Source organism: Corynebacterium sp. MSK039, from assembly GCF_030232315.1.
GTDB lineage: Bacteria > Actinomycetota > Actinomycetes > Mycobacteriales > Mycobacteriaceae > Corynebacterium.
The window spans coordinates 24,697-51,337 of sequence record NZ_JASPJL010000013.1 but is presented as its reverse complement, the minus strand read 5'-3'; the positions used below and the strand labels follow the sequence as shown (position 1 = coordinate 51,337).

The window sequence follows — 26,641 nt, the reverse complement described above, 5'->3', positions numbered from 1 at the left end:
CTGAACTAGCCCCCGAAAGTTGGACTGGTTTAATTCTAGGCGGTGAGGGGTTCAAGGGTCTGATTCCGATATTGCATCGGGGTCAGGCCCTTGAGTCGTTGTTGGACGCGTTCGGTGTTGTACCACCCGATGTACTCGTCGATCGCTTGGTTGAACTCTGCGACCGTGTCGAAGACTTCACCGTGGTACATCTCGGTTTTCAAGTGCCCGAAGAAGTTCTCCATGACAGCGTTGTCGTAACAGTTGGCTTTACGCGACATCGACTGAACACCACCGTTGTCGCCGATCAGGTCACGCCACGAGGCATGCTGGTACTGGAAACCTTGATCGGTATGCATCATCCACCCGGGTTCAGGTGCACACGCTGTGATCGCCTTGGACAAAGAATCGGTGGTCAACGCTGTCGACGGCGATGTAGCCACAGTGTGGGCAACGATCGAGCGGTCGAACAAGTCCATCACCGGTGACAGGTAGACCTTGCGGCCTTGGACCCTGAACTCGGTGACGTCGCTGACAAAGACGGTGTTTGGCTTATCCGGGGTGAACTTGCGGTCAAGTTTATTGTCAGCGATGTGGCTGATCGTCCCAGCGTAGGAAACATAGGGCCTACGTTGGCGAACCTTGGCTCGAAGACCCATCTGGTGCATCAGTTTGTACACGAGCTTGTGGTTGACCACCCAGCCTTGGTTCCGCAGGTCAAGTAGCACTCGCCTATAGCCGTAGCGATGCTTGTTCCGTTCGAAGCACTCCCGGATCGCGGCTTTGAGTGCTGCGTGCTTATCCGGCTTGTTGAGGCGTTTCTGGTGGTAGAAGAACGTCGATCGTGGGATACCTGCTGCCTCTAGCAGGTATCCCAAGCGGTGCTGCGACTTGAGGATGACAATCGCCTGGACTTTCAGGCGTGTCCCTGGTTCCTCAAGTCCCGCAATTTTTTTAGATAAGCGTTTTCCGCTTCCAACCGCGCGATCTGACGGCGCAGCTTGTCTTCTTCTGTAAGCTGCTTCGGTGCGACCGAGCCTTTGGGTCTGCCCTTCGGTTTCGGTGTCAACGCGTCATCGCCGCTTCTGCGCCATTTCCTGGTCCAATCTTTGACGAGCTGGTCTGACGACAGGCCAAACTCGCGGGCAAGATCCATTCTTGTCTCGCCGGCAAGGTAGCGTTGGACAACTTCCTTTTTGATGTCGAACGAGTACTGCTGCTTAGTCGGTTTCTCCACAAGACATAGCCTGCCATGCAGTTGAAACCGACGGTACAACGTACGGACGGCGTCTTTGGAGACACCAAGAGCCTTGGCAGCGGCTGTATAGCCCATGCCTTGCTCAAATAGTTCAACCAACTGCTCGCGCTGATGCTCGCTCAGCGAACTTCGTGCTCTCAATGGAAACTGCTCCCCACTAGTCGGTAACTGATTTCTCAGTCCAACTAATGGGGAGCAGTTCAGTTCATCGTGAACTGTCCCGGGGGTTTCGCTTTGGGTATTGCTTCCGCCGGTGCGGAGCGCACCCGGTTTTGGGCCGTGGCGTGTCAGGAAACGCGTGAAATGTGACACGGCACAGCCCAAAACGGGGTTGTGGGGGGTCGGTTCTCCGGTTTTCCAGATCTTGCGCCAGGCCTTGCGGGAAGTTTTGCAGAGTTTGATGCCGGAAAATCGTGAAAAACCGGCATTAAACTCTGCAAAACATAAAGAGCGCCCGGGCTGGGGTCAGCGGCCCCTACAGCCGCGCGGCGCTTGGGGCAGCAGCCCAAGGGGCGCACCCGGTTTTGGGCCGTGGTGTGTCGGGCTCCGAGGGGTACATCCGGTTTTGGGCCGTGGTGTGTCAGGAAACGTGCGAATTGTGGCACGGCACAGCCCAAAACTGGGTTGTGGGGGTCGGCTCTCCGGTTTTCCAGGCCTTGCGGGACGTTTTGCAGAGTTTGATGTCGGAAAATCATGGAAAACCGGCATTAAACTCTGCAAAACATAAAGAGGACGGGGGTTGGGGACCAGTGGAGGGGGGAGCGGTAGATCCCGGACACTTGCGGGGTTTTGGGCCGTGGCGGGCCAGGAAACGCGTGAAATGTGGCACGGCACAGCCCAAAACTGGGAGTGTAGGTCGGACCTCGGTGAGGACCCCTGAGCGGAGCCAGGTTTTGGGCCGTGGTGTGTCGGGCTCCGAGGGGTACATCCGGTTTTGGGCCGTGGTGTGTCAGGAAACGTGCGAATTGTGGCACAGCACAGCCCAAAACGGGGGCTGGCCATGCCTGGGGCTTTAAAAGCTACAGGCGCCCGGTCCAGGGGAAGCGGGCGCGCAGCTGCTCGTTGGCGAAATCCATCGCGTCCGCATAACCCAGGCAGTAATCCCAGGTCACGTAATCCTGCGGGGATGGCGAAGCCGAAGGCTCGTGCACCGGCAGGTGCTGGTGGTTCAGCATCGAGAGGATATTCGACTCGATGATCCCCCAGTCGTAGTAGTGCTGCTCATCGCAGTCCTCGCAGAGCATCGCCACGCCCCGCACACCGTGCGGCTCCAGCAGCTCCCGGAAAACCCGCACGTTCGCGAGGTCTTCACGCAGCGCGGCCTCCTCAGCCGCGTCGATCGGCTCCATGACATCATCGCCCTCGACGGGCCCCAAAAGGGACGCCGGATCGTTCGGATCGTCCGCGAAGGGATCCGGCGGCATCTGATAGTTACTAAAGCTCACGAAACCCACCGTACCCGCAAGCCAACCCGGAAAACACATTCCAGACGTTTAGCGCTAAAGTAAGGGCTAATAAAAGCTCGTAACCGAAGCTGCGCTAGCGATTCCGGCACAACCCGCAGGCAGGTGCGTGTCTCGCGGGGAAAGCGGAAGACCTTCGCCAGTGCGGATCGTGCGCTGACAATGCGATGGAAGGATCAGGCCTTATGGCAAACCCACAGTCCACTAACAACTCTCAGGCAGCCCAGCGCGTGGAGACCGGGGGCGACGATCCGAACAAGGTCGCTCTCACCGGGCTCACTTTCGACGACGTCCTCTTGATCCCGGATGCGTCCGAGGTCATTCCTTCCGCCGTGGACACCGCGACTCAGTTCTCGCGCAACATCAAGCTGAACGTCCCAATCGCATCCGCAGCGATGGATACCGTCACCGAGGGCCGCATGGCCATCGCCATGGCTCGCCAGGGCGGCATTGGTGTGCTGCACCGCAACCTCTCCGTGGAGGCACAGGCCGAGCAGGTCGAGATCGTGAAGCGCTCCGAGGCCGGCATGGTCACCAACCCGGTCACCGCGAGCCCAGATATGACGATCGAGGAAGTCGACGAGATCTGCGGTCGTTTCCGCATCTCCGGCCTGCCGGTCGTCGATGCCGACCAGACCCTGCTGGGCATCATCACCAACCGCGATATGCGCTTCGAGCGCGACATCAACCGCCCCGTCCGCGAGGTCATGACGCCGATGCCGCTCGTCGTTGCCGAGCAGGGTGTCTCCGCCGACGCCGCGCTGCGCCTGCTGTCGGAGAACAAGGTCGAGAAGCTGCCGATCGTCGATGGTGCGGGCAAGCTGACCGGCCTGATCACTGTCAAGGACTTCGCGAAGCGCGAGCAGTACCCGAACGCTGCGAAGGATTCCTCGGGCCGCCTCCTCGTCGCCGCTGGTATCGGTACCGGTGAGGACGCCTGGAAGCGCGCCACCGCCCTCGTCGACGCTGGGGTGGACGCCCTCGTTGTCGACACCGCGCACGCCCACAACCGCGGCGTGCTGGACATGGTCTCCCGCGTGAAGAAGGAGTTCGGCGACCGCGTGGACGTCATCGGCGGCAACCTCGCGACCCGTGAGGCCGCGCAGGCGATGATCGACGCCGGCGCCGACGGCATCAAGGTCGGTATCGGCCCGGGCTCCATCTGCACCACCCGCGTCGTCGCTGGTGTCGGTGCCCCACAGATCACCGCGATCATGGAAGCAGCCGTCCCAGCCCGCGCCGCTGGCGTCCCGATCATCGCGGACGGTGGCATGCAGTACTCCGGTGACATCGCCAAGGCCCTGGCAGCTGGCGCATCCACCGTGATGCTGGGCTCCATGCTGGCGGGTTGCGCCGAGACCCCGGGCGAGGTCGTCACCGTTGGTGGCAAGCAGTACAAGCGCTACCGCGGCATGGGTTCCCTGGGCGCGATGCAGGGCCGTGGCCTGACCGGCGAGAAGCGTTCCTACTCCAAGGACCGCTACTTCCAGGCCGATGTGAAGTCTGAGGAGAAGCTGGTGCCGGAGGGCATCGAGGGGCGCGTGCCGTTCCGCGGGCACCTGGACCAGATCCTCCACCAGCAGGTCGGTGGCCTGCGCGCCGCCATGGGCTACACGGGTGCCGCCACGATCGAGGAGCTGAACAACGCTCGCTTCGTGCGCATCACCTCCGCTGGCCTGCGCGAGTCCCACCCGCACGACGTGCAGGGCATCGCCACCGCACCGAACTACGACCCGAACCGCTAAAACCCCATCGGCCGGCTTCGCGCACACCGCCGGAGCCGGCCGCTACCGGTTAGCCTCGTTCTAGAGATAAGCCTCCCACCCCTGACCAGCGGGGTGCGCCGCCCACACCACCGCAGCGCACCCCGCTGGCCCACGAAATAAGGACCAACATGCAGGAATACAAGGACATCGGCCGCGGTCGCTCCGCACGCCAGGTCTTCGGACTCAACCAGATCGACATCGTGCCTTCGCGGCGCACGCGTTCCTCCCGGGACGTGGACACCTCCTGGCGCATCGATGCCTATGAGTTCGACTTCCCGATCATGACGCACCCGACCGACGCCGTGGTCAGCCCGGAGTTCGCCATCGAGTTCGGCAAGGCCGGCGGGTTGCCCGTCATCAATGCGGAGGGCCTGTGGGGCCGTGCGAAGGATCTCGACGCCGCCTTCGGCGAGATCGTTTCCGCAGCCGAGCGCGGTTACTTCGGTTCCTTCAACGAGGGCGCGGACGAGGACGTCGCGGCCGAGGCGCTGGAGACCCCGGAGTTCGCCGCGAACCAGGTGCTCCAGCGCCTGCACCAGCAGCCGCTGGACCTGGACCTGCTCCAGGAGCGCCTGCAGCAGGTGCGCGACTCTGGCGTGCGCTTCGGCGTGCGCGTCTCCCCGCAGCGCGCCCGTGAGCTCGCCCCAACGCTGATCGCCGGCGGGCTCGACCTGCTGGTCATTCAAGGCACCCTGATCTCCGCGGAGCACGTGGATACCGACGGCGAGCCGCTGAACCTCAAGGAGTTCATCGGTTCCCTGGACGTTCCGGTCATCGCCGGGGGAGTGGTGGACTACACCACCGCCATGCACCTGATGCGCACCGGCGCGGCCGGCGTGATCGTGGGCGCAGGCCCGGTCACCAACAGCCAGGCCCTGGGTATCGACGTCCCGATGGCCACCGCCATCGCCGACGCCGCCGCTGCCCGTCGCGACTACCTGGACGAGACCGGTGGCCGCTACGTGCACGTCATCGCGGACTCCGAGCTCTCCTGCTCCGGCGATATCGCCAAGGCCATCGCCTGCGGCGCGGATGCCGTTGCCCTCGGCGCGCCCCTGGCTGCCGCGGAGGAGGCCGGCGCCCCGAACTGGTTCTGGCCCTCCAGCGCAGCACACCCGAAGCTGCCACGTGGCACGGTGGATGCGCTGCTGCCGCCGACTTCCGTGCCGCTGAACCAGCTGCTCTTCGGCCCGACCCCGGACCCGCTGGGTCACGAGAACCTGGTGGGTGGCCTGCGCCGCTCCATGGCGAAGTGCGGTTACACCGAGGTTAAGGCCTTCCAGAAGGTGGATATCGTGGTCCGCTAGAGCCACGAAAAGAGCGCGCAGCAATGCTTAACTCAGCGCGAATCAATGCCTGATTAATGGCGCTGCGCGGCGCCGGAAAACTCAGAAGAATAAAGCGGTCGAACTCCTGTTTGTGAGTTCGACCGCTTTCTTCATTTCCAACATGACAATCAAATATTCGCTCGGTAAGTTGAGAGCTGTCTGCCTTATTGCAACGGGCGATTGATTCAACTTCTTTTGGAGGAATATATGAAGCGCGCACACAAGCTCCGCACCGCTGGTCTCATGAGCATTCTGGCTTCCGGAGCTCTCGTCCTCGGGGCGTGCTCGGATGCCGGCGAAAACGGGGCACAGGACTCCCAGAACAACGCCTCGGGGGAGGGCTTCGAGTTCAGCAACTGTGGCTTCACGATGCAGCTGGATAAGCCAGCCGAGCGCATCATGTCCGTCGAGCAGGGCACCACGGACAACGTCCTCGCCTTCGGCCTCGGCGACAAGCTCGCCGGCTACTCCCACCAGAAGGACGCCCCGCTGGAGGGCTACGAGGATGAGATGAAGAAGTCCACGGAGGTCTCCCCGGAGATCGCCACCGCCGAACAGATCCGCACGGTGGACCCGGACGCCATCGTCTCCCCGTTCGAGTCCGTCTACACCGATGATGGTGCCGGCGCCCGCGAGGAGTGGAAGAAGCTGGGCGTTGCGACGTGGTACTCCAACGTCGAGTGCCGTGACAAGGACGGCAACGAGGGCAAGAACGGCTTCGACCTCCTGCTGAAGGACTACCAGCAGCTCGGCCAGCTCTTCGGCGCCGAGGACAAGGCCGCCGAGCTCGAGAAGAAGCACAAGGAGCACGTCGACGCAGCCAAGGAGAGCGTCAAGGACGCACCGAAGGACCTCTCCGGCGCCCTGCTGTACTCCATCTTCGACGGCGCGCCGTACATCGGCGGCAAGCTCTCCATCGCACAAGACATCTTCGACCTCACCGGCGTGAAGAACGTCTTCGAGGACGCTAACGAGGCATGGCCGGAGCTCAGCTGGGAGGCTCTGGCCGACAAGGACCCGGACTTCATCGTCCTCGCTGACCTGCCGGGCCGCGGCGCACCGGGAGACAAGGCCGAGGAGAAGATCGAGATGCTGGAGAAGGACCCAGCAACCCGTAACCTCAAGGCCGTGAAGGAGAAGCGTTACGTCATCGTGAAGGGCATCGGCCTGTCTGGCTCCGTCCAGTCCTACGAGCCGCTCGAGGACGTCGCTGAGTACGTGAAGAACTGGAAGAACTAGGTATGGCATCGAGCACTGACACTCGCCGCGAGCCCGGAAAGGGCGCGAAGGCATCCCCCCTGGAGGGCACGAAGCTCGCACCCGCGCGCCGCGTGCCCACCTGGGTGGCGTGGGTCGTCGGGCTGATCCTGCTGGCCCTGGTGTGCTACATGGCCCTGTTCATGGGCGCGGCCACCCTGACTCGCGACGAGGTCTGGGGCTCGATCACCCACAAGCTCGGCATCTTCGCCAGCGATAGCCGCCCCGCTCCCAGCCTGATCCGTCAATCCATCCTCTTTGACCTGCGTATTCCGCGCATCGTCATGGGGATCTTCGTCGGCGCGGGCCTCGCGGTCGCGGGTGCCTCGCTGCAGGCGATCACCCGCAACGATCTCGCGGAGCCGTACCTGCTGGGTGTCTCCTACGGCGCGTCCACCGGCGCGGTCGTGGCTCTGCTGCTCATGCCCGTCAGCTTCGCGCTGGGCCTGACCGGCGGCGCGGCCATCGGTGCCCTCCTGAGCTTCGGACTACTGATGCTTCTGCTGCGTGGCTCGGGGTTCGTCTCCACCCGCGTGGTGCTCACCGGTGTGCTGGTCGGCCAGTTCTTCTCGGCCATCACCAGCCTCATCCTGGTTGCCCGCGGCGACGCGGAATCCGTCCGCGGCATCACCTTCTGGCTGCTGGGTGCGATGGGCGCCTCCCGCGCCAACACGATGTGGATCGTGCTGATCACCGTGGTCATCACCAGCCTGCTGATCTGGATGATGTCCCGTTACTTGGACGCCATGAGCTTCGGTGACGAGACCGCGAAGTCGATGGGCGTGCCCGTCGTCGGGGTGCGTGCCGCTGTGCTGATCCTGGTCGCCCTCATGACGGCAGCGACGGTCTCCGCCGTCGGCGCGATCGGCTTCATCGGTCTGCTCGTGCCCCACGCGGTGCGCATGATCGTGGGTTCTGCTCACGCGCGCCTCATCCCGCTGTCTGCCTTGGTCGGTGCGATCCTGCTGGTGTTCACCGACGCGCTGGCCCGCAGCGTGTTCCAGCCGCAGGAGGTCCCGGTCGGTGTGTTCACCGCACTGCTGGGCGTGCCACTGTTCTTCTTCATCCTGAATCGGGGGCAGCGAGTATGAGTATCGTCGAAATCCAGAACGTCTCCATCACCTACCACCGCAAGTCCACCCCGACGGTGGCCAACGTGGACGCCTCCTTCGAGGCGGGGACGGTCACCGCGCTGGTGGGGCCGAACGGTGCCGGTAAGTCCACCTTGCTGAAGTCCGTCGCCGACGTCGTGGACTTCGACGGCGAGGTCATGATCGACGGCGCCCCGCTGCGTAGCTACAGCCGACGCGAGAAGGTCAAGCAGGTCGCGTTCGTCGCCCAACACGGTAACGCGAACTCCGAGCTGCTGGTCCGGCAGGTCGTCGAGCTGTCCCGGATGGCCTCCAAGGGGCCGTTCGCCCGGCAGACAGACGAGGACCACGACGCCATCTCGCATGCGGTGGAGCACGCGGACGTCGCCCATCTGATGGATCGCACGTGGAACACCCTGTCTGGCGGTGAGCAGCAGCGCGTCCAGCTGGCCCGCGCTATCTCGCAGAGCGCGAAGGTGCTGGTGCTGGACGAGCCGACGAACCACCTGGATATCCACCACCAGTTCCGCCTCATGGAGCAGTTGCGCCACCTCGCGGCCGATCACAATGTGTGCGTGATCGTCGCGATGCATGACCTGGGGCTGGCCTCCCGCTACTGCGACCAGATTGTGCTGTTGGAGGACGGCGCGCTCGTGAAGTCCGGCACCCCGCACGAGGTCTTCACCCCGGAGCGGCTGATGAGCGTGTTCGGGATCGACGCCGAGATCACCACGGTGGGCGGCCACCTGGACCTTGCGGTGAATAGTGCGGTGCCGAACTGGAAGCACCATCACGAGCCGAAGGAAGACCTCGCGCACTAAGGCGGTGCGAAGTCCCCCACGGGTGTTACCCACCCCGTGGGGGACTAGCCATATATGCGATAGGATGAGCAGCGTGAATCACCAAAATCATCAGCCAGTCCTCGTGGTGGATTTCGGCGCGCAGTACGCACAGTTGATCGCGCGCCGCGTGCGTGAGGCTCGGGTCTACTCCGAGGTCGTTCCGCACACCGCCACCATTGAAGAAATCAAGGCCAAGAACCCCGCGGCCATCGTGCTGTCGGGTGGTCCGAGCTCGGTCTACGCCGATGGCGCACCGGCTCTACAGCCGGAGCTGCTGGAGCTGGGCGTGCCGGTGTTTGGCATTTGCTACGGCTTCCAGGCCATGACGCACGCGCTCGGCGGCACCGTCTCCGAGACGGGGCAGCGCGAGTACGGCCGCACCGAGGTTGAGCTCCTCGATGACGGCGGCGTGATGCACGCGGGCCTGGGCTCGCACAAGGCTTGGATGAGCCACGGCGACGCGGTCTCGCAGGCTCCGGAGGGCTTCACGGTCACCGCGAAGTCCGCCGGCGCGCCGGTTGCCGCCTTCGAGTGCCTGGATCGCCGCATGGCCGGTGTGCAGTACCACCCGGAGGTCATGCACAGCCCGCACGGCCAGGAGGTGCTGGAGCGCTTCCTCACGGAGGTCGCGGGCCTGGAGCAGAACTGGACCGCCTCCAACATCGCCGAGGAGCTCATCGAGCAGGTTCGGGAGCAGATCGGTGAGGACGGCCGCGCCATCTGTGGCCTGTCCGGTGGCGTGGACTCCGCCGTGGCCGCTGCGATCGTGCAGCGCGCCATCGGCGACCGCCTGACCTGTGTGTTCGTGGACCACGGTCTGCTGCGCGCAGGGGAGCGCGAGCAGGTGGAGAACGACTTCGTCGCCGCGACCGGCGCGAAGCTGGTCACCGTGGATGAGCGCGAGGCCTTCCTCAAGCGCCTGGACGGCGTGACCGACCCGGAGGCCAAGCGCAAGGCCATCGGTGCGGAGTTCATCCGCTCCTTCGAGCGCGCCGTCGCTGGCGTGCTGGCCGACTCCCCGGAGGGCTCCACCGTGGACTTCCTGGTCCAGGGCACCCTGTACCCGGACGTCGTCGAGTCCGGCGGCGGCTCCGGCACCGCGAACATCAAGAGCCACCACAACGTCGGTGGCCTGCCGGATGACGTCGAGTTCAAGCTGGTCGAGCCGTTGCGCCAGCTGTTTAAGGACGAGGTCCGCGCGGTGGGCCGCGAGCTCGGCCTGCCGGAGATTATCGTCGCCCGTCAGCCGTTCCCGGGCCCGGGCCTGGGCATCCGCATCATCGGCGCGGTCAACGAGGAGCGACTGGAGACGCTGCGCGCGGCGGACAAGATCGCCCGCGAGGAGCTCAGCGCCGCTGGCCTGGACGGCGAGATCTGGCAGTGCCCGGTCGTCCTGCTCGCGGACGTGCGCTCCGTGGGTGTGCAGGGCGACGGCCGTACTTACGGTCACCCGATCGTGCTGCGCCCGGTCTCCAGTGAGGACGCCATGACCGCCGATTGGTCTCGCATCCCTTATGACGTGCTGGAGAAGGTCTCCACCCGCATCACCAACGAGGTGGCGGAGGTTAACCGCGTGGTGCTGGACATCACCAGCAAGCCGCCGGGAACCATCGAATGGGAGTAATCCCAGCAGCTTGAGGCGCCCAGCGGGGTGTACCCCAAGTAGAAAGCGCGTCGCACGATGAGGTGCGGCGCGCTTTCGCGTTCGTGGGGGTGGGGCGTGGGCTAGCCAGGATCAGCGGGTAGTCCGCACTGTGGGGCAGGGGCACTGGCGTTGAGCGGGGCCGTGTACCTGGCTCAGAACGTGGGGCTTAAGCGTCGTCCCGAACCTGCCCGGTCCCAGGTTCGGCGAGATAGCGGGTGCCGTCGATGCTGGGGAACGAGACCCACGCATAGGCCCCGGCCAGCGCGAGCACGATCAGTGCCGCGATCCAGGAGTGGATCTGGAAGGCGGGCAGGATCATCAGCGCGAGCCAGAGGGGGAATAGCGGCATGATCTGCGCGACGGAGGTCTTGTACTTCCGTCCCGTCGACTCCACGGCCGCGCGCACCTTCTTGCGGTAGGGGTGGCTGAAGGTTACGAGAAAGCCCGCCCCGATGGCGATGACCAGCACCATGACCTGCCAGGTCGTCGCCAGCGGCATGACCATCGCCGCCACACCGAGCCCGAGCAGGAGAGACGCGGCGGCACGCACGCCCTCGGGGGCGCGGACGAGGATGGTCGCCTCGCTGGGGGCGCTGCCCTGCTTGTTCCGCGCTGCGCGGTCCTGGGATGCGCTGTCCCGTGGTGCGCTATTCTGCCGCGCTGCGCGGTTCTGCGCTGGGCTGTCCTGCTGAGCGCGCGAGGAGCGCTGCGGGGTGGGGCGCTGGACGTTCTTGCGGGGCTGGTTCTTTTTGCTCATATGTGACGAGTCTAGTTCCTCGCGGGCGTGCGGTCTTTTTCGGCGGTGAGCAGGGCGTTGGTGAACCGCGCCAGGTGGGTCTAGAATCCCTGAATTAGAACACCTGTTCGACTTGTCTGGTGTGTTTTCTATTTTTTAGGACGTCAATCCGGTCGGCCTGGCCGGAGCTGTGGACTCAACCTTAAATCCCGGCGGGAGCCGGCTGGCCTGCATGTTTCTCGAGCTGATGGTGTCGATGTAGAGGAGGGAGCACCGTGCCCATGCTGATCGATGAGAGCAATGTTGTTCATGCGATCGAAAAGCTCAAAAGCGAGCGCGCGGCGGCGCGAGCTGCGGCCACGACTCGGCGGGCGGCGGATTCTCAGAGCACGGTGGAACCTCGGAGCGTGGCTGAGGTGCAGAGTGTGGCTGAGGTTCAGGTGGTGGCGCAGCCGCAACGTGCGGAGCGGGAGGTAGAGCCTGCCCGGGCAGTGGCGCCGCTGCGCGCGGTTGCGCCCGAGCCTGCGGCGGTGGGGCGGGCGCGGGCGCTCGGCATGCCCGAGTGGCTCGCGGGCCAGCTTGCTGGCGGTGGACTGGCGCGTGGGGCGGTGACCGCGATGGCGGATTGCCCCGCCGCGGTCGTCGATATTCTTGCGCATGTCACCGCGAACGGCGGGTGTGCTGCGGTGGTGGGGTATCCGAACCTTGCCCTGGCGGCCGTCGCTGCGGCGGGCGGGGAACTCTCCCGGCTGATCATCGTGCCGGATCCCGCGCCGCACGTCGGGGCGGTGCTCTCGACCCTGGCGGAGGGGGTGGATCTGGTGGTCTACGTACCCGTCCAGCGGGTCACGCCCACCTTCGCTCGCCCCGTAGAGGCGCGGCTGCGCAAGAGCAGCTGCGCGCTGCTCAGCTGTGGTGCGCCCTGGCCGGGTGCGCGGCTGAACCTCGACGTGCAGGTGGCTGGCGTCCACGGACTGGGGCGGGGGAGCGGGCGTATCCGCTCTATCAGCGTGGCCGGGCGCGTCTGGGGCAAGGGGCAGCCGCCGCAGCGCATCACGGCGGAACTGACGGGCCGCCGCGATGGTGCTGGTGGCCAGGTCGATCGGGGTCGGATCGAGGTGGCGCTGTGACTGGCCAGGGGAAGAACAGTGCCGAGGCGGGCGCTGCCGCGGCCGAGCGCGTGACTGTCCTGTGGTTCCCGGATTTCCCGGTCTACGCCGTGGGGCTTGCCCGCGGCTGGGATATGCTGCGGCCTGCTGCCACGATCGCGGACTATCGCGTCCAGGCCTGCAATGCCGCTGCCCGGGCGCAGGGGGTGCGCCAGGGGATGAAACAGCGTCACGCGCTCGCGACCTGCCCGGAGCTTCGGCACGCGCCCGCCGACCCGGTGCAGGAGGCCACGATCCACGAGGACATCGTGGCCGCCCTGATGGACGTGGCTGCCGGAGTGGAAACACTACGTCCCGGCCTCGTCGCGCTGCCCACCCGCCCGCTGGCGAATTACTACGGCGGGGAGGCTGCGGCCGTCGAGCTCTTACTGGACTCCGCGGCCCGGCTGGGGGTGGAGTGCCTGGCCGGTACCGCCGACGACCTGATGCCCGCCGTGTGGGCGGCTCGTCGCGGGGTGCATGTCCCGCCCGGCAGGAACTCCAGTTTCGTGCCCACCCTGCCCATCGGGTTTTTGGCGGTGGAAGCTGTGCTGAGCGCCCCCGCTGAGCTGGTCAGCACCCTGCAGGAGCTGGGGGTGCGCAGCCTGCGGGACTTCGCGGCGTTGGGCCGGAAGCACGTAGCGGGGCGCTTCGGTGCCGAAGCTGTGTACTGGCACCGCGTGGCGTGCGGTGAACCTGGTCGGGAGGTCTCCCCGCAGCGCCCCACCCAGCCCGTCGAGGTGCTGCATCAGGTGGAGGAACCCATTCGGAGTACCGAAACCGCGGCCTTCGTTGCCCGCCAGGCAGCCGCCCGGTTGCACGGGGAGCTCTTCCGGCGCGGGGAGGCCTGCCTCCGGCTGACCGTAAGGGTTCACCTCAACCCACCTGCGGAGTACACCGGCCCCACCGTGGTGGAGCGCGCCTGGCGCTGCCGCGAGCCCCTGACGGAAGAGGACACCGCCCAGCGCGTCCGCTGGCAACTCGACGGCTGGATCACCCGGCTGCGCGCCAAGGTTGGCGAGCCGGAGCAGGAGGGCTTTGAGGATTCCGCCGCCGGCGTGGTTGCCATCGAGCTGCTCCCGGTCGAGACGGTGCCCGCGGGTACTATCGCCGAACCACTCTGGGGCGGGGCGGACGAGGGGCTGCGCGCAGCCCGCGCCGCCGCTGGGCGCGCACAGGCCCTTATCGGCATGGCCGCCGTGCAGCAGGTCGTCCACCGGGGTGGGCGCGCTATCGGCGGACGCGTGCTCACGCTGCCCTACGGCGAGGAAGCGCCCGAGGAGATTGCCGCGCTGCCCACGACCCAATGGCGGGGTGAGCTGCCCGCGCCGCTGCCCGCGACCGTGGGGGAAATCGCTAACCCCAGCGCGGGGCACCCGGCCGCGGCGATCGCAGTGCTCGGCGAACGCGCACAGCCCGTGCACGTGACCGGCCGGGGTTTGATGAGCGACTCGCCCCAACGGCTGCGGTGGGGTAACCGAACACTATCCATCCGGGGGTGGGCTGGCCCCTGGCCCGTGGACGAGCAGTGGTGGGCCGAAGGAAAGCGCTACGCGCGCCTACAGATCGCCACTGATGAGGGTGCCTACCTGCTGGTATGCAAGGGGCAGAAGTGGCGAATCGAGGCGACTTACTGAGAGTCGACTGAGTTGCGTTAACGCTGGAAAGTGGGGCGAGGGGGTGGCGGCGGAAAATAAAACGGAAATAGTTTTTCAAAGGAATGTACTGGAGCTAAGAAAATAGTAAGCTGCCAGACACTGGGGCGAACCGGGGTCATTCCAGAGAACGAGATACCCCGGCAAGCGACAGGCGGGACCGCCTAGCGCACCCAGTTCCCAGTCCTCAAAGACACAAAGGCCAGCGCGCCGGCGCGGGTCAGAATGAAAGGGTCCAAAGAAATGGCGACCAAGAAGATCAACGCAATCGGCAAGGCCACCATTGCCCTCACCGCAGCGACGGCCGTCGCCATGGGCGGCGTCACCGCCGCAGGCGCAAGCCCGCTGGGCAGCCTGAGCAGCCTCGGCTCCTCCGCCCCGAAGGACCTGGAGCAAGCTCAGGGCAAGGAGTACAAGCTCGGTAACGTCGGCGGTCCGGCCTGGAACGTGGACGTCTACAAGCAGCTCGTCACCGGTGCTGAGACCGTGCGTCCAGGCGCGACCGTCAAGACCCGCATCAAGATCCAGGGTGTGAAGGGCGAGACCAAGGTCAGCGACCTCATCGAGCGCATGCCGGAGAGCTTCCAGCTGGTTAAGGTCGAGACCTTCGAGAACGGCATCCTCGGCGGCAGTGTCAAGCAGCTCGACCAGAGCCAGTACGGCGTGACCACCAACGACGGCGTCAAGCAGGTCAACGTCGGCCTGAAGGAAGGCCTGCTCTTCAAGGGGGACAGCACCGTCAGCACCCACAAGTCCCTCGTCGTCGATTTCACCTGGAAGGCCGGCTCGGAGGAGGGCACCTTCGCCACCGGCGGTGGCGCAAAGGTCGGCGCAGCCATCAACAACCACAAGGTCTTCGACAACGGCCCGAAGATCACCGTGAAGAAGGGCGCTTCCAAGCCATCCGGCAGCGTCTCCCTCAGCTCCTAAGAGCACCCGCGGGCCTTCCGCCCGCCCCACGGGCGTGAGCCCGTAAACCCCGAAGCGGCCGCGATCAACCGATCCGGCCGCTTAGGTCTGCCTAAGGCCTTCCGTTTGGTACCTTGTCAGTTATGGCTACCAGCAGAAATCCACTCGCGGGAGTCTCGCCACACGAGTTCACCACCGAACAGCTCGACGACGCCCCCACCATTTGCTCCACCTTCACCGGAGAGCAGCTCGCTGGCACCGCAAAACCCGGAAAAATCGTCCTCTGCCTGGAGTTCTACACCGGCTGGGGGCACGACATCCTCGACGGCACCGCCTTCGGCGCCGAACTGAACGCGAAGATCAAAACCTTCCTCAAGGACAACGGGGCCGAACTCCAGTTCATCCGCCGCCCCGGCCGGGAAGGCCAGGACCGCCGCCAGAACAACACCCGGGTGCTCTACATCGCCTGGGCCACCGGCACCGAACCCGTCCTCGAGAGGATGGACCTGCCCAGCGTGGAGACCCTCCTGGACCTCGATCTGAGCACCCCGGGCAACACCCCGGGTGCTCGCCGCGTCGACCACCCCATCCTTCTGGTCTGCACCCACGGGCGCCGTGACCGCTGCTGCGCCGTCCGCGGCCGCCCGCTAGCCGCCGCGCTAAGCAAGCGCTTCGACGAGCCCGGCGCAGCCGGGGACGAAGGCATGCCGGGGAGCCAGCCCGCCGCGAACCCCGCGCTCACCCAGAATCACGCCGATGCCGCCGGAGTGGGAGCCGGGCCAGTCGACCCGAAGCACACCGAATTCGACGATCATTCCTCGATGGACCCCATCGACCCGATCATCTGGGAATCCTCCCACACCAAGGGGCACCGCTTCGCGCCCTCCATGCTCCTGCTGCCCGCCAACTACTCCTTCGGCCGCATGGCCGAGGGTGGGGCGCGCAGCATGGTGGAGCACGCCCAGCGCGGGGAGCTCTGGCTGCAGGGCAACCGTGGCCGCGGCTGCCTGGATCCCGCCAGCCAGGCCGCCGAACTCCGCGTGGCCCATGAGCTCGACGACCGCGGTCTGTCCGTCGGCCTCGCAGCGCTGACGTCCTGGGAAGAAACCCCGCAGAACAGCGACGTGGAGACCACGCAGTCCGCCGCCGACGTCGCCGTCCGCGTCGTGGAAGACACCGCCTCCGGGCTGCGCTTCCGGGTCCGCATGGAGCGCCGGGACAGCGTCATGGTCGTGTCCTCCTGCGGGGATAAACCCAAGCGCGCGAAGTCCTGGATCGCGGTCGGCTGCGAGGAGATCCTTGGGTAGCTCGCGGCGTCCCGAGCAGAGGGGGCCCGACCAGGGGAGCATCCGCCACGCCATTGGGCTGGCCATGCCGGTGGGCCTCGGCATGGTTCCGCTCGGCCTGGCCTTCGGCATCCTGCTGACCCAGATGGGCTTCGCGTGGTTCTGGGCGCCGATCTTCTCCCTGGTGATCTACGCCGGCTCCATGGAATTCCTGGCGCTCAGCCTCGTCACCGGGGGAGTGGGGCCGCTCTCGGCCGCGCTCTACGGGCTGCTGGTGAACTTCCGGCACGTCTTCTACGCCCTGAACTACCCGCTGCACGTCATCCGCAGCAGGCTCGCCCGCGCTTACGGCATCTACGCGCTGACGGACGAGACCTATGCGATCGTCAGCGCCAACCCCAATCAGCGTTTCACCGGCCGCCAGGTCATCGCCATCCAGATCGTCCTGCAGTGCGCGTGGGTCGGTGGGGGAGTCCTCGGCGCCCTCTTCGGCGACGCCATCCCCTGGAAACTCGAGGGCATGGAATTCGCGCTCACCGCGCTGTTCGTCGTGCTGCTGATCGAGTCCTTCCTCGCCACCAGGGACGTCTCCCTGGTCCTCACGGCCGTGGTGACCGCCGCGGTGGCGCTGCTGGTCTCCCCGGGCAACATGCTGATGATCGCGATGCTGCTCTACTTCGCCGTGCTGCTCGCCCGTTTCTACCTCCCAGGTCTGGACCGCGCCCTCCAGCTGCGCTGGCGCACCGGGGACGAAAGGCAGGAAGTATGAGCCCCCAGCCCACAGTTCTGGCCGCCGAGGCTGTCCACGCCGCCGAGGCCACCAGCAGCTATGGCCTGCCCGCGGGCGTGAGCCTCGGCACCACCATCGGCGTGCTGCTCCCGCTCTGCATCGTCACCGTCGCCCTGCGCGGCCTGCCCTTCGCGGCCCTGCGCTCCTTCCGGGAATCCAAGCTCGTCGCATGGCTCGGCATGGGCATGCCCGTGGGCGTAATGAGCATCCTCGTGATCTACACCGCCGCCGACCGGATGGACGCCCCCGGCGGCCTGGCCTCCCTGCTCATCGCGGTGGCTTTCACCACGGCCTGGCATCTGTGGCGCCGCTCCGCCACCCAGTCCATCCTGCTGGGGACGGTGTTCTACGTGCTGCTCGTCAACCTCGTCTTCTAGACGACGACGCCGCGCCCACCGCCGAACCTGTTCGTCACCGTCGCCCGCCCCCGCGGCAGCGCACACCGGTCCTCGCGCTCACCCCCCGCTCGGCCAAAGCCCATTCGCTCCAGGCTCACTCGGTCCAGGCCCAGCCCCGCTTTAGACAGAAAAAAGAACGCCGCCCCCGCACCGAAGTGCAAGGGGGCGACGTCCTCAAAAGAGGGGCACAAAACCCCGGAGAAGGGTGAGCTTCTAGCGGCGCATAACCTTCTTGGCCAGCCAGTTACCGAACAGCTGAGCAGCCTGGACGATAACGATGATGACCAGCACGGTGATCCACGTGACCTCGTCGTTGAAGGCGCGGTAACCGTAGACAATCGCGAAGTCACCCAAACCGCCAGCGCCGATGTAGCCAGCCATCGCGGACATATCCACGATCGCGATGAACATGAACGTAAAGCCCAGGATCAACGGCCCCAGGGCCTCCGGGATGATCACCGTGAAGATGATCCGCAGCGGCGAGGCACCCATGGATTTCGCCGCTTCGATCACGCCCGGGTCGATGGTGACCAGGTTCTGCTCCACGATGCGGGCCGCGCCGAAGGTCGCGGCGATCACCATGCCCAACACCGCGGCCTTCAGGCCGATACGGCTACCCACCAGGGCATCGCTCAACGGGCCGATGGCGGTGAGCAAAATGATGAACGGGATCGGACGAACGAAGTTCACCAGGAAGTTGATCACCCAGTAGATGGGCTTATTCGACAGCACCCCACCCGGGCGGGTGGTGTACAGCAGCATGCCGAACACCAGGCCCAGCAGGCCACCGATGACGAGGGTGGCCAGCACCATCGTGAGGGTGTCGTAGATCGCCTGGGTGAAGGTGCCGCCCAACCGGTCCCAGTCCATCGCGGCGAGCACGAGGGTGTCCGGGGACGCGGTGGCAGGGGCGGTAGCGGCTGCGGTGGCGGTGGAGCCCGCGGCGGTCGGGAAAGTAGTCAGCGCGCTCATCGGATCTCCTCAATATCGGTTCGCTGGGACAGGTCGGCGTAGAACTTCTCGATCGCTGCCTCACCGGCGGCGTCCTGAGCGGTCACGCGCACGGTCAGGCGGCCGAAGGAGTGGTTCTGCAGGGTGGTGACCCCGCCGTGGACGATGTTCACGCTCACATCCGTAGCCGAGAGCTCGGAGACGGCGTCGAAGAAGCCCACACCCTGGTTCATCGTGATGGTGAACAGGCGGCCATCGCCGGCCTGCAGGGCGTCCGCCTCCACGTTGTCCGGGGTGTTGCGCAGGGAGGTGGCCACGAAGTTCTTCGCGACCTCCGTCTGCGGGTTGGAGAAGACCTCGTAGACCGAGCCCTGCTCCACCACGCGGGCGTTGGACATGACGACCACCTGGTCGGCGATGGAGCGGACGACTTCCATCTCGTGGGTGATCACCACGATGGTGATGCCCAGCTCCTCGTTGACGCGGCGCAGCAGCGCGAGCACGTCGCGGGTGGTGGAGGGGTCCAGCGCGCTGGTTGCCTCGTCGGCGAGCAGCAGGCTCGGGTTCGTCGCCAGGGCGCGGGCGATGCCCACGCGTTGCTTCTGGCCGCCGGAGAGCTGCTCCGGGTAGCTGCGGCCCTTATCAGCCAGCCCCACGAACTCCAGCAGCTCGGCGACGCGCGCCTCGCGCTCGGCCTTCGGCATGCCCTGCAGCTTCAGAGGGTAGGCGATGTTGCCCGCCACGGTGCGGGAGGAGAACAGGTTGAACTGCTGGAAGATCATGCCGATATCGGAGCGCAGCTTGCGCATCTCCGATTCCTTCAGTGGGACGATGTCCTGCCCATCGAGCAGGATCTCGCCGCTGGTCGGCTTGTCCAGCCCGTTGATCTGGCGCACCAGCGTGGACTTGCCCGCGCCGGAGTAGCCGATGATGCCCACGATGGAGCCCGGCTGGATGGTGATGTTCACGTCCTCCAGAGCGGTGATGGACTTGCGTCCCTGCTTGAAGACCTTGTGGACGTTGCGAAATTCGATTCCCGTTCCCGTGCGGTCGCCCCGCGGGGTTGCGGGGCCGGCCGTGTCGGGGGCGGCGGATGTGCCTTGGGCCATTGGGGTGCCTTCCGGTTTAAAAGGCGTGCCTCGGCTGGCGGGCTGGTGGGCCGGCCATGCGAGACACGCCTTTTTGGGGGTTGGGTTTTACTGCTCCTTGAGCTTCTGCTGGGTGGTGTCCAGCACCTTCTGCAGCTCATCGCCGGACATGGTCACGGCGACGGAGGTGCCCTTGGTCTGCTCGTCGATGGCGTCCTGGACCGGCTTGGAGTGCCAGATCTCGACGAGCTTCTTCAGGTCCTCTTCGTCCTTGCGGTCCTTGGTGGTCACGAAGCCGTTGATGTACGGCTGTGCCTCCTCCTTCTCCGGGTCGTCCTGGAAGATGGCGGTCTTCGGGTCGATGTCCGCGCGGTCCAGGAAGGAGTTGTTGACGATGGCCGGGGTGCCGTCGAGCCAGGAGGTAGCGGTCTGGGCTGCGTCGACCGGGGTGACCTTGATCTTGGACTTGTCGGTGTCGATGTCAGCCGGGGTCGGGGTCAGCAGACCTTCCTTCTTCAGGGTGACCAGGCCAGCCTGGACGAGGACGTTGATGGCGCGGCCCTGGTTGGTGGAGTCGTTCGGGATGGCGACTTCGCCAGCCTTCTCGACGTCCTTCAGGTCGGAGTGGTCCTTGTAGTACAGGCCCAGCGGCAGGATCTCGGTGGCGCCGACCGGTGCGAGGTCGGTGTTGTTGCCGTTGTTGTACTCGGCCAGGAACATCATGTGCTGGAAGTTGTTGACGTCGATCTCGCCGTCGGTCAGCGCACGGTTCGGGATGGAGTAGTCGTTGAAGGACTTGATCTCGGTCTTCAGGCCGGCGTTATCCAGCTCCTGCTTGAAGACCTGCCACTGCTTCTGCTCGGAGTCGGTGGTGCCGATGACGATGGTGTCGTCGTCGTTGCCGCCGGAGCAGGCCACGAGGCTGAAGCTGGTGGTCAGGGCGATCGTCGCGGCCAGGGCCTTGCGTCGAAGAGTCATGGTGATCCTCCTAGATCTGGGGGTGTCCGCCGTGCGCCGTCGTTGGCACGGGTGTTTTTTGTTTGGCGGGTCACTGTTTGTTGAAGGCAAATTTAGCACCGTAGGGCAGCATGGACAACTTGGTCTATTTTCTTGTCATTTATGCACGTGGTGTCGTCGATTTCTGCCTTGAGGGAATGGCGGTACTGGGGCGGTAGGCAGGGGTGAACGCTGCGCTATATCGAATGGGTGTTCGACTTAGGGTAGGGTTCTTTCCGTGACGTATACGCGCGGATTCAACAACCCCAAGGCCCTCAGTTGGTCGCGGATCGAGCGTATTCTTTCGGGGAAAACCACAGGTGAGAGCGTTGAAGCCCGATCTCGGAACGAGGTGGGGCGTGGCGAGCAGGGCGGTGGCCGACGTGGCGATTACCCCGGCGAGGCCCAGTCCGCGGAGCGGCTTGACCTCAGGCGCGGGAAGCAGCCTGATGGGATCCGCGGGGCGCGAACCGCGGCGGGGGAACCTGGGGGTAGGGCGCGCGCAGCCGCAGCGCACGTGGAGTTCGCGGAGCTGCGCGCCGCCAGCAGCTATCACTTCCTCCACGGCGCCAGCGAACCCGAGGAACTGGTGGAGCAGGCCATCGCACTCGGCATCACCGCGCTGGCCTGCCTCGACCGGGACGGCATGTACGGTGCTGCGCGCTTCGCCACCGCCGCCGCAGAGGCAGAGGGCGAGCTCAAGACCGTCTTCGGGGCGGAGCTCAGCCTCGACGGGGCTCAGGCCCCCGGCCTGGCGGTGCTCTGCCGCGGCCAGGAGGGCTACCGGCGGCTTAGCCGCAGCATCACCACCGCCCGGATGACCCACCGGGATAAGGACGCGGTCGAATACCCCAGCCTCGACGAGCTCGCCGAAGCAGCCGGCGGGCACTGGCGCGTCCTCATCGACGCCGCCCAACTCGCCACCCCCGGCCGGGCTGCTGAACTGCTCGACGCCTTCGGTGCGCAACACTGCCTCGTGCAGCTGCAGCTGAGCATGGACCCGGCCGACGTGGACCACAACGAGGCCCTGCACACCTTCGCCACCACCCACGGGCTGCGCGAGATCCTCTCCTCGCAGCCCACCTGCGCGACCCCCAGCCAGGCCCGCCTGGCTGGGGCCAAAGCCGCCCTACGGCGGCGCTGGGACGTCGCCCGCGCCGAACCCGTTACCCACCCCGTGGGCGGATCCTGGCTGCGCTCCGGGGCGGAACTGCGACAGCTCGCCGGGGACTGCGCCTGGCTCGCGGAAGCCACCGCAACCAGCGTGGACGTCGCCGAAGAATGCGCCTTCACCCTCAACCTCGTCGCCCCGGAACTACCGCACTTCCCCGTGCCGGAAGGCCACAGCGAGATGTCCTGGCTCCGCGAGCTCGTGGAAAGAAACGGCACCCACCGCTACGGGTGGCGCGGCTCCACCGCAGCGGCGCAGAAGGCCTGGGAGGTCATCGACCGGGAGCTCGACGTCATCGAAAAACTGGGCTTCCCCGGCTACTTCCTCATCGTCCACGACATCGTCGACCACTGCCACAGCAACAACATCCTCTGCCAGGGGCGCGGCTCGGCGGCGAACTCCGCCGTCTGCTTCGCACTCGGCATCACCTCCGTCGACGCCGTCGCCGCCGGCCTGCTCTTCGAACGCTTCCTCTCCCCGGAACGCGAAGGGCCGCCGGACATCGACCTCGACATCGAATCCGGACGTCGCGAGGAGGTCATCCAGTACGTCTACCGCCGCTACGGGCGGGATAACGCCGCCCAGGTCGCGAACGTCATCACCTACCGGCGCAAGGGGGCGCTGCGGGATGCCGCCCGCGCGCACGGCTACCCGGCAGGCCAGGTGGATGCCTGGACCCGAGGTACCGCCGAGGCGCCCGAGCGGGTGCGGCAGCTTGCTGAACAGCTGATCGGCCAGCCCCGCCACCTGGGTATCCACTCCGGCGGCATGGTCATCTGCGACCGCCCCATCGCGGACGTCGTACCCACCGAGTGGGCGCGCATGGAGAACCGCTCCGTGGTGCAGTGGGATAAGGACGACTGCGCGGCCGTCGGACTGGTGAAATTCGACCTACTAGGCCTGGGCATGCTCGAAGCCCTGCATCACGCCATTGACCAGGTGGCCACCCACCGCGGACGCCACATCGAGCTGTGGCGCCTGGCCCCGACCGAGGAAGCTGTCTACGAGATGCTCAGCCGCGCCGACGCGGTGGGCGTATTCCAGGTGGAGTCCCGCGCCCAGATGAACACCCTGCCCCGCCTGCGCCCCCGGCGCTTCTACGACCTGGTGGTGCAGGTCGCGCTGATCCGCCCCGGCCCCATCCAGGGCGGATCGGTCCACCCGTTCATCCGGCGGCGCAACGGCCTGGAACCGGTGACCTTCGACCACCCGTGCCTGGAGCCCGCGCTCGGCAAGACCCTCGGCATCCCGCTGTTCCAGGAACAGCTGATGCAGGTCGTGGTGGATGCCGCCGGGTTCACTGCCGCGGAGGCCGATACGCTGCGCCGCGCGATGGGCTCCAAGCGCTCCCCGGAGCGGATGGCGCGGCTCAAGGAGCGCTTCTATGAGGGGCTGGAGCGCACCAACGGGATCGCCGGGGAGGTCGCGGACCGGTTGTGGGAGAAGATCACGGCGTTTGCGGCCTATGGCTTCCCGGAGTCCCACTCGCAGTCCTTCGCTGCGCTCGTCTACTACTCCGCGTGGTTTAAATACCACTATCCGGCGGAGTTCTGCGTGGCGCTGCTGCGCGCCCAGCCGATGGGATTCTACTCGCCGCAGTCGCTGATCGCGGACGCCCGCCGCCACGGGGTGCGCATCCTCCCGGTGTGCGTCAACGCTTCCGGGGTGCAGGCGGATATGGATCTCTCGGCAGGTTCTGCTGCGTCTTCATCCGCGTCTTCTTCCTCTTCTTTTGACGACGTCAACCGCGCCCGCGGGGTGCACGGGCTGGGGCGGGGCACCGCGGAGCCCCTCGGCGCGATCCGGCTGGGGCTGGCATCCATCGCGGGGATCAGCGAGGACACGGCCGAGCGGATCGTCGCCACGCGGGAAGAGAAAGGAGAGTACCGGCAGGTCAGTGACCTCTCCCGGGAAGCCGGGCTCAGCGTGGCGCAGGTGGCGGCCCTGGCGCGGGCCGGTGCCCTGGAGAGCCTCGGGCTGGATCGACGGCAGGCGGTGTGGGCCGCGGGGCTGGCGGCCACGGAGCGGGAGGGCATGCTGCCGGGGACGTCCGCGCCCTCAGTTCCCGCGCTGCCTGGCATGAGCGCCTTCGAGCTGGCTGCCGCGGATCTCGCGGCCACGTCGGTGACCCCGGACGGGCACCCCGTTGAGCTGCTGCGGGGCCAGCTTTCCCAGTGGCACGACCTGCCGGTGCGCGCCGGGGTGCGTCGCGGGCAACGCCGGGGTGGGGCGGCGGTGGTGCCCGCCGTGGATCTGCTGCACGTGCCGGATGGTTCGCGGATCCGGGTGGCCGGGGTGATCACGCACCGGCAGCGCCCGGCCACTGCGGGTGGGGTCGTCTTCCTTGGGGTGGAGGATGAGACCGGCATCGCGAACGTGATGCTCACCCAGGGCTTATGGAAGAAACAGCGGCAGGTGGCGATGACAGCGCGCATCGTGGTGGTCCGGGGGATCGTGCATAACGCGGAGGGTGCGGCCAGTGTTACCGCCGACCTGCTGGAGGCCGTGGAACCGGAGCTGGGTGGTGCCGCGGCGCTGGGTAGCCCGTCGCGGGATTTCCGCTGAAGTGCCCCGGAGCCGGCTACCGGGTCGGCCGTGGTCACGACCCAGGTGGGTGGCTGCGACGGTGAGGAAGTGCCTGTGGCCGGGGGAGGCGGGGGCGATCACAACGTGGGGAATAACACTTATGCGATTCACCGATTGACAATCAGCGCGCCCACCCTTCAAGATCGGGGGAATGACCACCCCTAGCCCTTCCGGGCGCCCCACCAGCCAGCGGCGCTATATGCTGCGGCGAATCATCGCCCTCGCGCTGGCAGCCGTGGCCATTGGGCTCGCGGCCGGGGCCGGGGTGTGGCTGCAGAAAAACACCGGCTGGAGCGTCGACTACCTCACCCGAAAAAGCCGACACAGCCTGGTCAGCGAACGCACCGAACACGAATCCGCCGTGGCCATCCCGGAACGCTCGAGCCGGACGGCGGGGACCAGCAACGACCGCACCCCGGGGGCTGGTAACACCAAAGAAAATCAGTCCGGCGCGGGCGAACCCAGCGCTCGCGATCACCGCGGGGGAGAAGCCAGCCAGGGTGCTGCCACGGACCCAGCCACGAGCACCAGCCCCGCGCCCGTGCTGCGCAATACCCAACACTCCGCCCCGCTGCGGGGTGCCCCACGCCCCGGGCACAATGGCCAAGTCCAGCTGACATCGGGCGGACTGAACCGCCAGGCAGTGTTGCATGTGCCCGCTGACGCCCTGCCCCGCCAGTCCCAGACCACCCGGCCCAAGCCACTGATCCTCGCCTTCCACGGCTATGGGCAGTCCGGCGCAGCCATGGCCCGCTTCGGCGACCTCGCCCGGGACGGCGCCATCGTCGCCTACCCCGACGGCGTCGACAAGGCCTGGGCGGGCGCACCTTATGCCACGGCCACCGGGAAGCAAGACCTGGCCCTGGTCCGGGACCTTATCAACCGCATTGCCGCCACCTACCAGGTCGACGACCTGCGCATCTACGCCGCGGGAATGAGCAACGGCGGCGGCTTCGTCGCAAAGCTTGCCTGCGAGATGCCCCAGGAATTCACCGCCTTCGCCTCGGTCGCAGGGGCCTATTACAAGGGCACCTGGCAGGGCTGTGCAACACGGGCACAGCGTGGCAAAGAACACCCACAGTTCCACGGCAGCAGGGCGACGTCCTTCCTCGAAATTCACGGGGAGGACGACAGCCGCATCCACTACGAGGGCGGCTCCCGCTACGGCACCCCGTACCTCGGGGCGATGAGCTTCACCTCCGCCTATGCACACCGTGCCTCCTGCTTCGGGGCTCCCGCGGTCCGCAACGTCACCCCCATTGTCCGCCGCTACCAGTGGCGCAACTGCGCGGCGGATAAGAACGTCATGCACATCGCGGTGAAGGGGATGGGGCACACCTGGCCCGGCGAGGGCGAAGCCGCCCGGCCCGGTGAGTCCGGGATTGCCGGGGTGCGTAACGACGGGGGCCAGCAGGAAGCGAACCCCACCCGTGCGGTCAATGCCGGGGCGGAGATCTTGAGTTTCTTCACCCGCCACCGGAAATAGGGCCCTCCGGGGCGGCTGCTAGGGTTAGACCCGACCAACGCGGGAGTCCGGGAGAACGTCCGGGCTGAGAGGGCGCCAGCACCGTGGTGCCGACCGATGAACCTGATCCGGATCATGCCGGCGATAGGGAGGATAAGCGTGAGCATCACGCCCGAAAAACCATCACAGACCAGCGAAACCCACGGCTTCTCAGGCGAGCAGCAGGCACCCCAGCACAGCAAGTCCTGGCGCGTCGTGGACATCATCGTCGCCGCCGTGCTCGGCGTGGCCTGCGGCCTGATCTTCTGGGTCTGGAACGGCATCGGGGGCGCGGCCTACGGCGTGTTCGACGCCGCCACCCCGGGGCTTGGCGGGCTCGCGGTCGGCATCTGGCTGCTCGGCGGCGTGCTGGGCGGGCTGATCATCCGCAAGCCGGGCGCGGCACTCTTCGTCGAGGTGCTCGCCGCCGTCGTTTCCGCGCTGCTGGGTAACCACTGGGGCATCGAGACCGTGTACTCCGGCCTGGCCCAGGGGCTGGGCGCGGAACTGGTCTTCGCGATCTTCGCCTACCGCCGCGCCGGGCTGGGCGTGGCCATGGCCGCCGGTGCTGTGGCCGCCATCTTCGAATTCATCCTGGAGCTGGCGACCAGCGGAAACTACGCGAAGTCCCTGGCCTTCAACGCCACCTACCTGTCCACCATGATTCTCTCCGGCATCGTGCTGGCGGGCCTGGTGGGCTGGCTGCTCGTCCGCGGTTTGGCTGCCACCGGGGCGCTCGACCGCTTCCCGGCGGGCAGGCAACGCCAACAACTGGTTTAGGTCGCTCAAGGGGA

At 66.4% G+C, this 26,641-nt stretch carries 22 protein-coding genes; 15 read left to right on the top strand and 7 right to left on the bottom strand.

The window, feature by feature from the left end:
- Positions 1 to 35: 35 nt before the first annotated feature.
- The 3 genes from QP997_RS08435 to QP997_RS08430 all read right to left on the bottom strand — a co-directional run bounded on the left by QP997_RS08435 (position 36) and on the right by QP997_RS08430 (position 2,661).
- Positions 36 to 878, bottom strand: a complete 843-nt coding sequence (locus QP997_RS08435) for an IS3 family transposase (protein ID WP_502870448.1) — start codon at positions 876 to 878, stop codon at positions 36 to 38.
- A 17-nt stretch (positions 879 to 895) separates the two neighbouring features.
- Entirely contained in the window at positions 896 to 1,255 is a 360-nt protein-coding gene (locus QP997_RS09935) for a transposase (protein WP_502870447.1), read from the bottom strand.
- Between the two features lie 1,001 nt (positions 1,256 to 2,256).
- A complete protein-coding gene (locus QP997_RS08430) occupies positions 2,257 to 2,661 on the bottom strand; it encodes a DUF5319 domain-containing protein (RefSeq protein ID WP_502870446.1) in 405 nt (134 codons plus the stop codon).
- Positions 2,662 to 2,885: 224 nt separating this feature from the next.
- On the opposite strand from QP997_RS08430, the gene guaB reads away from it, so the two are divergent.
- From guaB to guaA, 6 genes are all read left to right on the top strand, one after another.
- Complete coding sequence (gene guaB / locus QP997_RS08425) at positions 2,886 to 4,445, top strand: IMP dehydrogenase (protein ID WP_284846853.1); 1,560 nt, start codon at positions 2,886 to 2,888, stop codon at positions 4,443 to 4,445.
- Between the two features lie 149 nt (positions 4,446 to 4,594).
- Positions 4,595 to 5,773 (top strand): GuaB3 family IMP dehydrogenase-related protein, encoded by a 1,179-nt coding sequence (locus tag QP997_RS08420; protein WP_284846852.1) that lies wholly within the window; start codon positions 4,595 to 4,597, stop codon positions 5,771 to 5,773.
- Between the two features lie 228 nt (positions 5,774 to 6,001).
- Positions 6,002 to 7,033: an ABC transporter substrate-binding protein gene (locus QP997_RS08415; RefSeq protein WP_284846851.1), complete on the top strand. Its 1,032-nt coding sequence runs from the start codon at positions 6,002 to 6,004 to the stop codon at positions 7,031 to 7,033.
- 2 nt (positions 7,034 to 7,035) lie between these two features.
- Positions 7,036 to 8,142, top strand: a complete 1,107-nt coding sequence (locus tag QP997_RS08410) for a FecCD family ABC transporter permease (protein ID WP_148791933.1) — start codon at positions 7,036 to 7,038, stop codon at positions 8,140 to 8,142.
- Positions 8,139 to 8,963, top strand: coding sequence for an ABC transporter ATP-binding protein (locus tag QP997_RS08405; RefSeq protein WP_012359653.1), 825 nt, complete (start codon positions 8,139 to 8,141; stop codon positions 8,961 to 8,963). The genes QP997_RS08410 and QP997_RS08405 overlap by 4 nt, the downstream gene beginning before the upstream one ends.
- A 73-nt stretch (positions 8,964 to 9,036) precedes the next feature.
- A complete protein-coding gene (guaA, locus tag QP997_RS08400) occupies positions 9,037 to 10,608 on the top strand; it encodes a glutamine-hydrolyzing GMP synthase (protein WP_284846850.1) in 1,572 nt (523 codons plus the stop codon).
- 187 nt (positions 10,609 to 10,795) lie between these two features.
- On the opposite strand, the gene QP997_RS08395 is transcribed toward guaA, so the two are convergent.
- Positions 10,796 to 11,386: a hypothetical protein gene (locus QP997_RS08395; RefSeq protein ID WP_284846849.1), complete on the bottom strand. Its 591-nt coding sequence runs from the start codon at positions 11,384 to 11,386 to the stop codon at positions 10,796 to 10,798.
- Positions 11,387 to 11,757: 371 nt separating this feature from the next.
- On the opposite strand from QP997_RS08395, the gene imuA' reads away from it, so the two are divergent.
- From imuA' to QP997_RS08365, 6 genes are all read left to right on the top strand, one after another.
- Positions 11,758 to 12,495: a DnaE2-dependent mutagenesis accessory factor ImuA' gene (gene imuA' / locus QP997_RS08390; protein ID WP_350309549.1), complete on the top strand. Its 738-nt coding sequence runs from the start codon at positions 11,758 to 11,760 to the stop codon at positions 12,493 to 12,495.
- Positions 12,492 to 14,150: a Y-family DNA polymerase gene (locus tag QP997_RS08385; RefSeq protein ID WP_284846847.1), complete on the top strand. Its 1,659-nt coding sequence runs from the start codon at positions 12,492 to 12,494 to the stop codon at positions 14,148 to 14,150. The genes imuA' and QP997_RS08385 overlap by 4 nt, the downstream gene beginning before the upstream one ends.
- A 261-nt stretch (positions 14,151 to 14,411) precedes the next feature.
- The gene (locus QP997_RS08380; protein WP_284846846.1) at positions 14,412 to 15,098 is read left to right on the top strand and encodes a hypothetical protein; all 687 of its coding nucleotides are present in this window, start codon (positions 14,412 to 14,414) and stop codon (positions 15,096 to 15,098) included.
- A 122-nt stretch (positions 15,099 to 15,220) separates the two neighbouring features.
- Positions 15,221 to 16,384 (top strand): sucrase ferredoxin, encoded by a 1,164-nt coding sequence (locus QP997_RS08375; protein WP_284846845.1) that lies wholly within the window; start codon positions 15,221 to 15,223, stop codon positions 16,382 to 16,384.
- A 64-nt stretch (positions 16,385 to 16,448) separates the two neighbouring features.
- Entirely contained in the window at positions 16,449 to 17,132 is a 684-nt protein-coding gene (locus QP997_RS08370; RefSeq protein ID WP_284846856.1) for an AzlC family ABC transporter permease, read from the top strand.
- A complete protein-coding gene (locus QP997_RS08365; protein ID WP_284846844.1) occupies positions 17,129 to 17,530 on the top strand; it encodes a branched-chain amino acid transporter permease in 402 nt (133 codons plus the stop codon). Before QP997_RS08370 ends, QP997_RS08365 begins: the two co-directional genes overlap by 4 nt.
- Before the next feature lie 234 nt (positions 17,531 to 17,764).
- Here QP997_RS08365 and QP997_RS08360 read toward each other — a convergent pair whose 3' ends face one another.
- The 3 genes from QP997_RS08360 to QP997_RS08350 all read right to left on the bottom strand — a co-directional run bounded on the left by QP997_RS08360 (position 17,765) and on the right by QP997_RS08350 (position 20,568).
- Complete coding sequence (locus tag QP997_RS08360) at positions 17,765 to 18,421, bottom strand: methionine ABC transporter permease (RefSeq protein ID WP_041628562.1); 657 nt, start codon at positions 18,419 to 18,421, stop codon at positions 17,765 to 17,767.
- 98 nt (positions 18,422 to 18,519) lie between these two features.
- Entirely contained in the window at positions 18,520 to 19,611 is a 1,092-nt protein-coding gene (locus QP997_RS08355; RefSeq protein WP_284846843.1) for a methionine ABC transporter ATP-binding protein, read from the bottom strand.
- Between the two features lie 87 nt (positions 19,612 to 19,698).
- Positions 19,699 to 20,568 carry a MetQ/NlpA family ABC transporter substrate-binding protein gene (locus tag QP997_RS08350; protein ID WP_012359664.1) on the bottom strand — a complete coding sequence of 290 codons (870 nt, stop codon included), beginning with the start codon at positions 20,566 to 20,568 and terminating at the stop codon, positions 19,699 to 19,701.
- A gap of 256 nt (positions 20,569 to 20,824) precedes the next feature.
- Between QP997_RS08350 and QP997_RS08345 the strand changes: the two genes are divergently transcribed.
- From QP997_RS08345 to QP997_RS08335, 3 genes are all read left to right on the top strand, one after another.
- Entirely contained in the window at positions 20,825 to 24,322 is a 3,498-nt protein-coding gene (locus QP997_RS08345; protein WP_284846842.1) for an error-prone DNA polymerase, read from the top strand.
- A 172-nt stretch (positions 24,323 to 24,494) separates the two neighbouring features.
- The gene (locus QP997_RS08340) at positions 24,495 to 25,829 is read left to right on the top strand and encodes a CE1 family esterase (protein WP_284846841.1); all 1,335 of its coding nucleotides are present in this window, start codon (positions 24,495 to 24,497) and stop codon (positions 25,827 to 25,829) included.
- 138 nt (positions 25,830 to 25,967) lie between these two features.
- Positions 25,968 to 26,627, top strand: coding sequence for an ECF transporter S component (locus QP997_RS08335; protein ID WP_070758370.1), 660 nt, complete (start codon positions 25,968 to 25,970; stop codon positions 26,625 to 26,627).
- Positions 26,628 to 26,641: the final 14 nt, after the last annotated feature.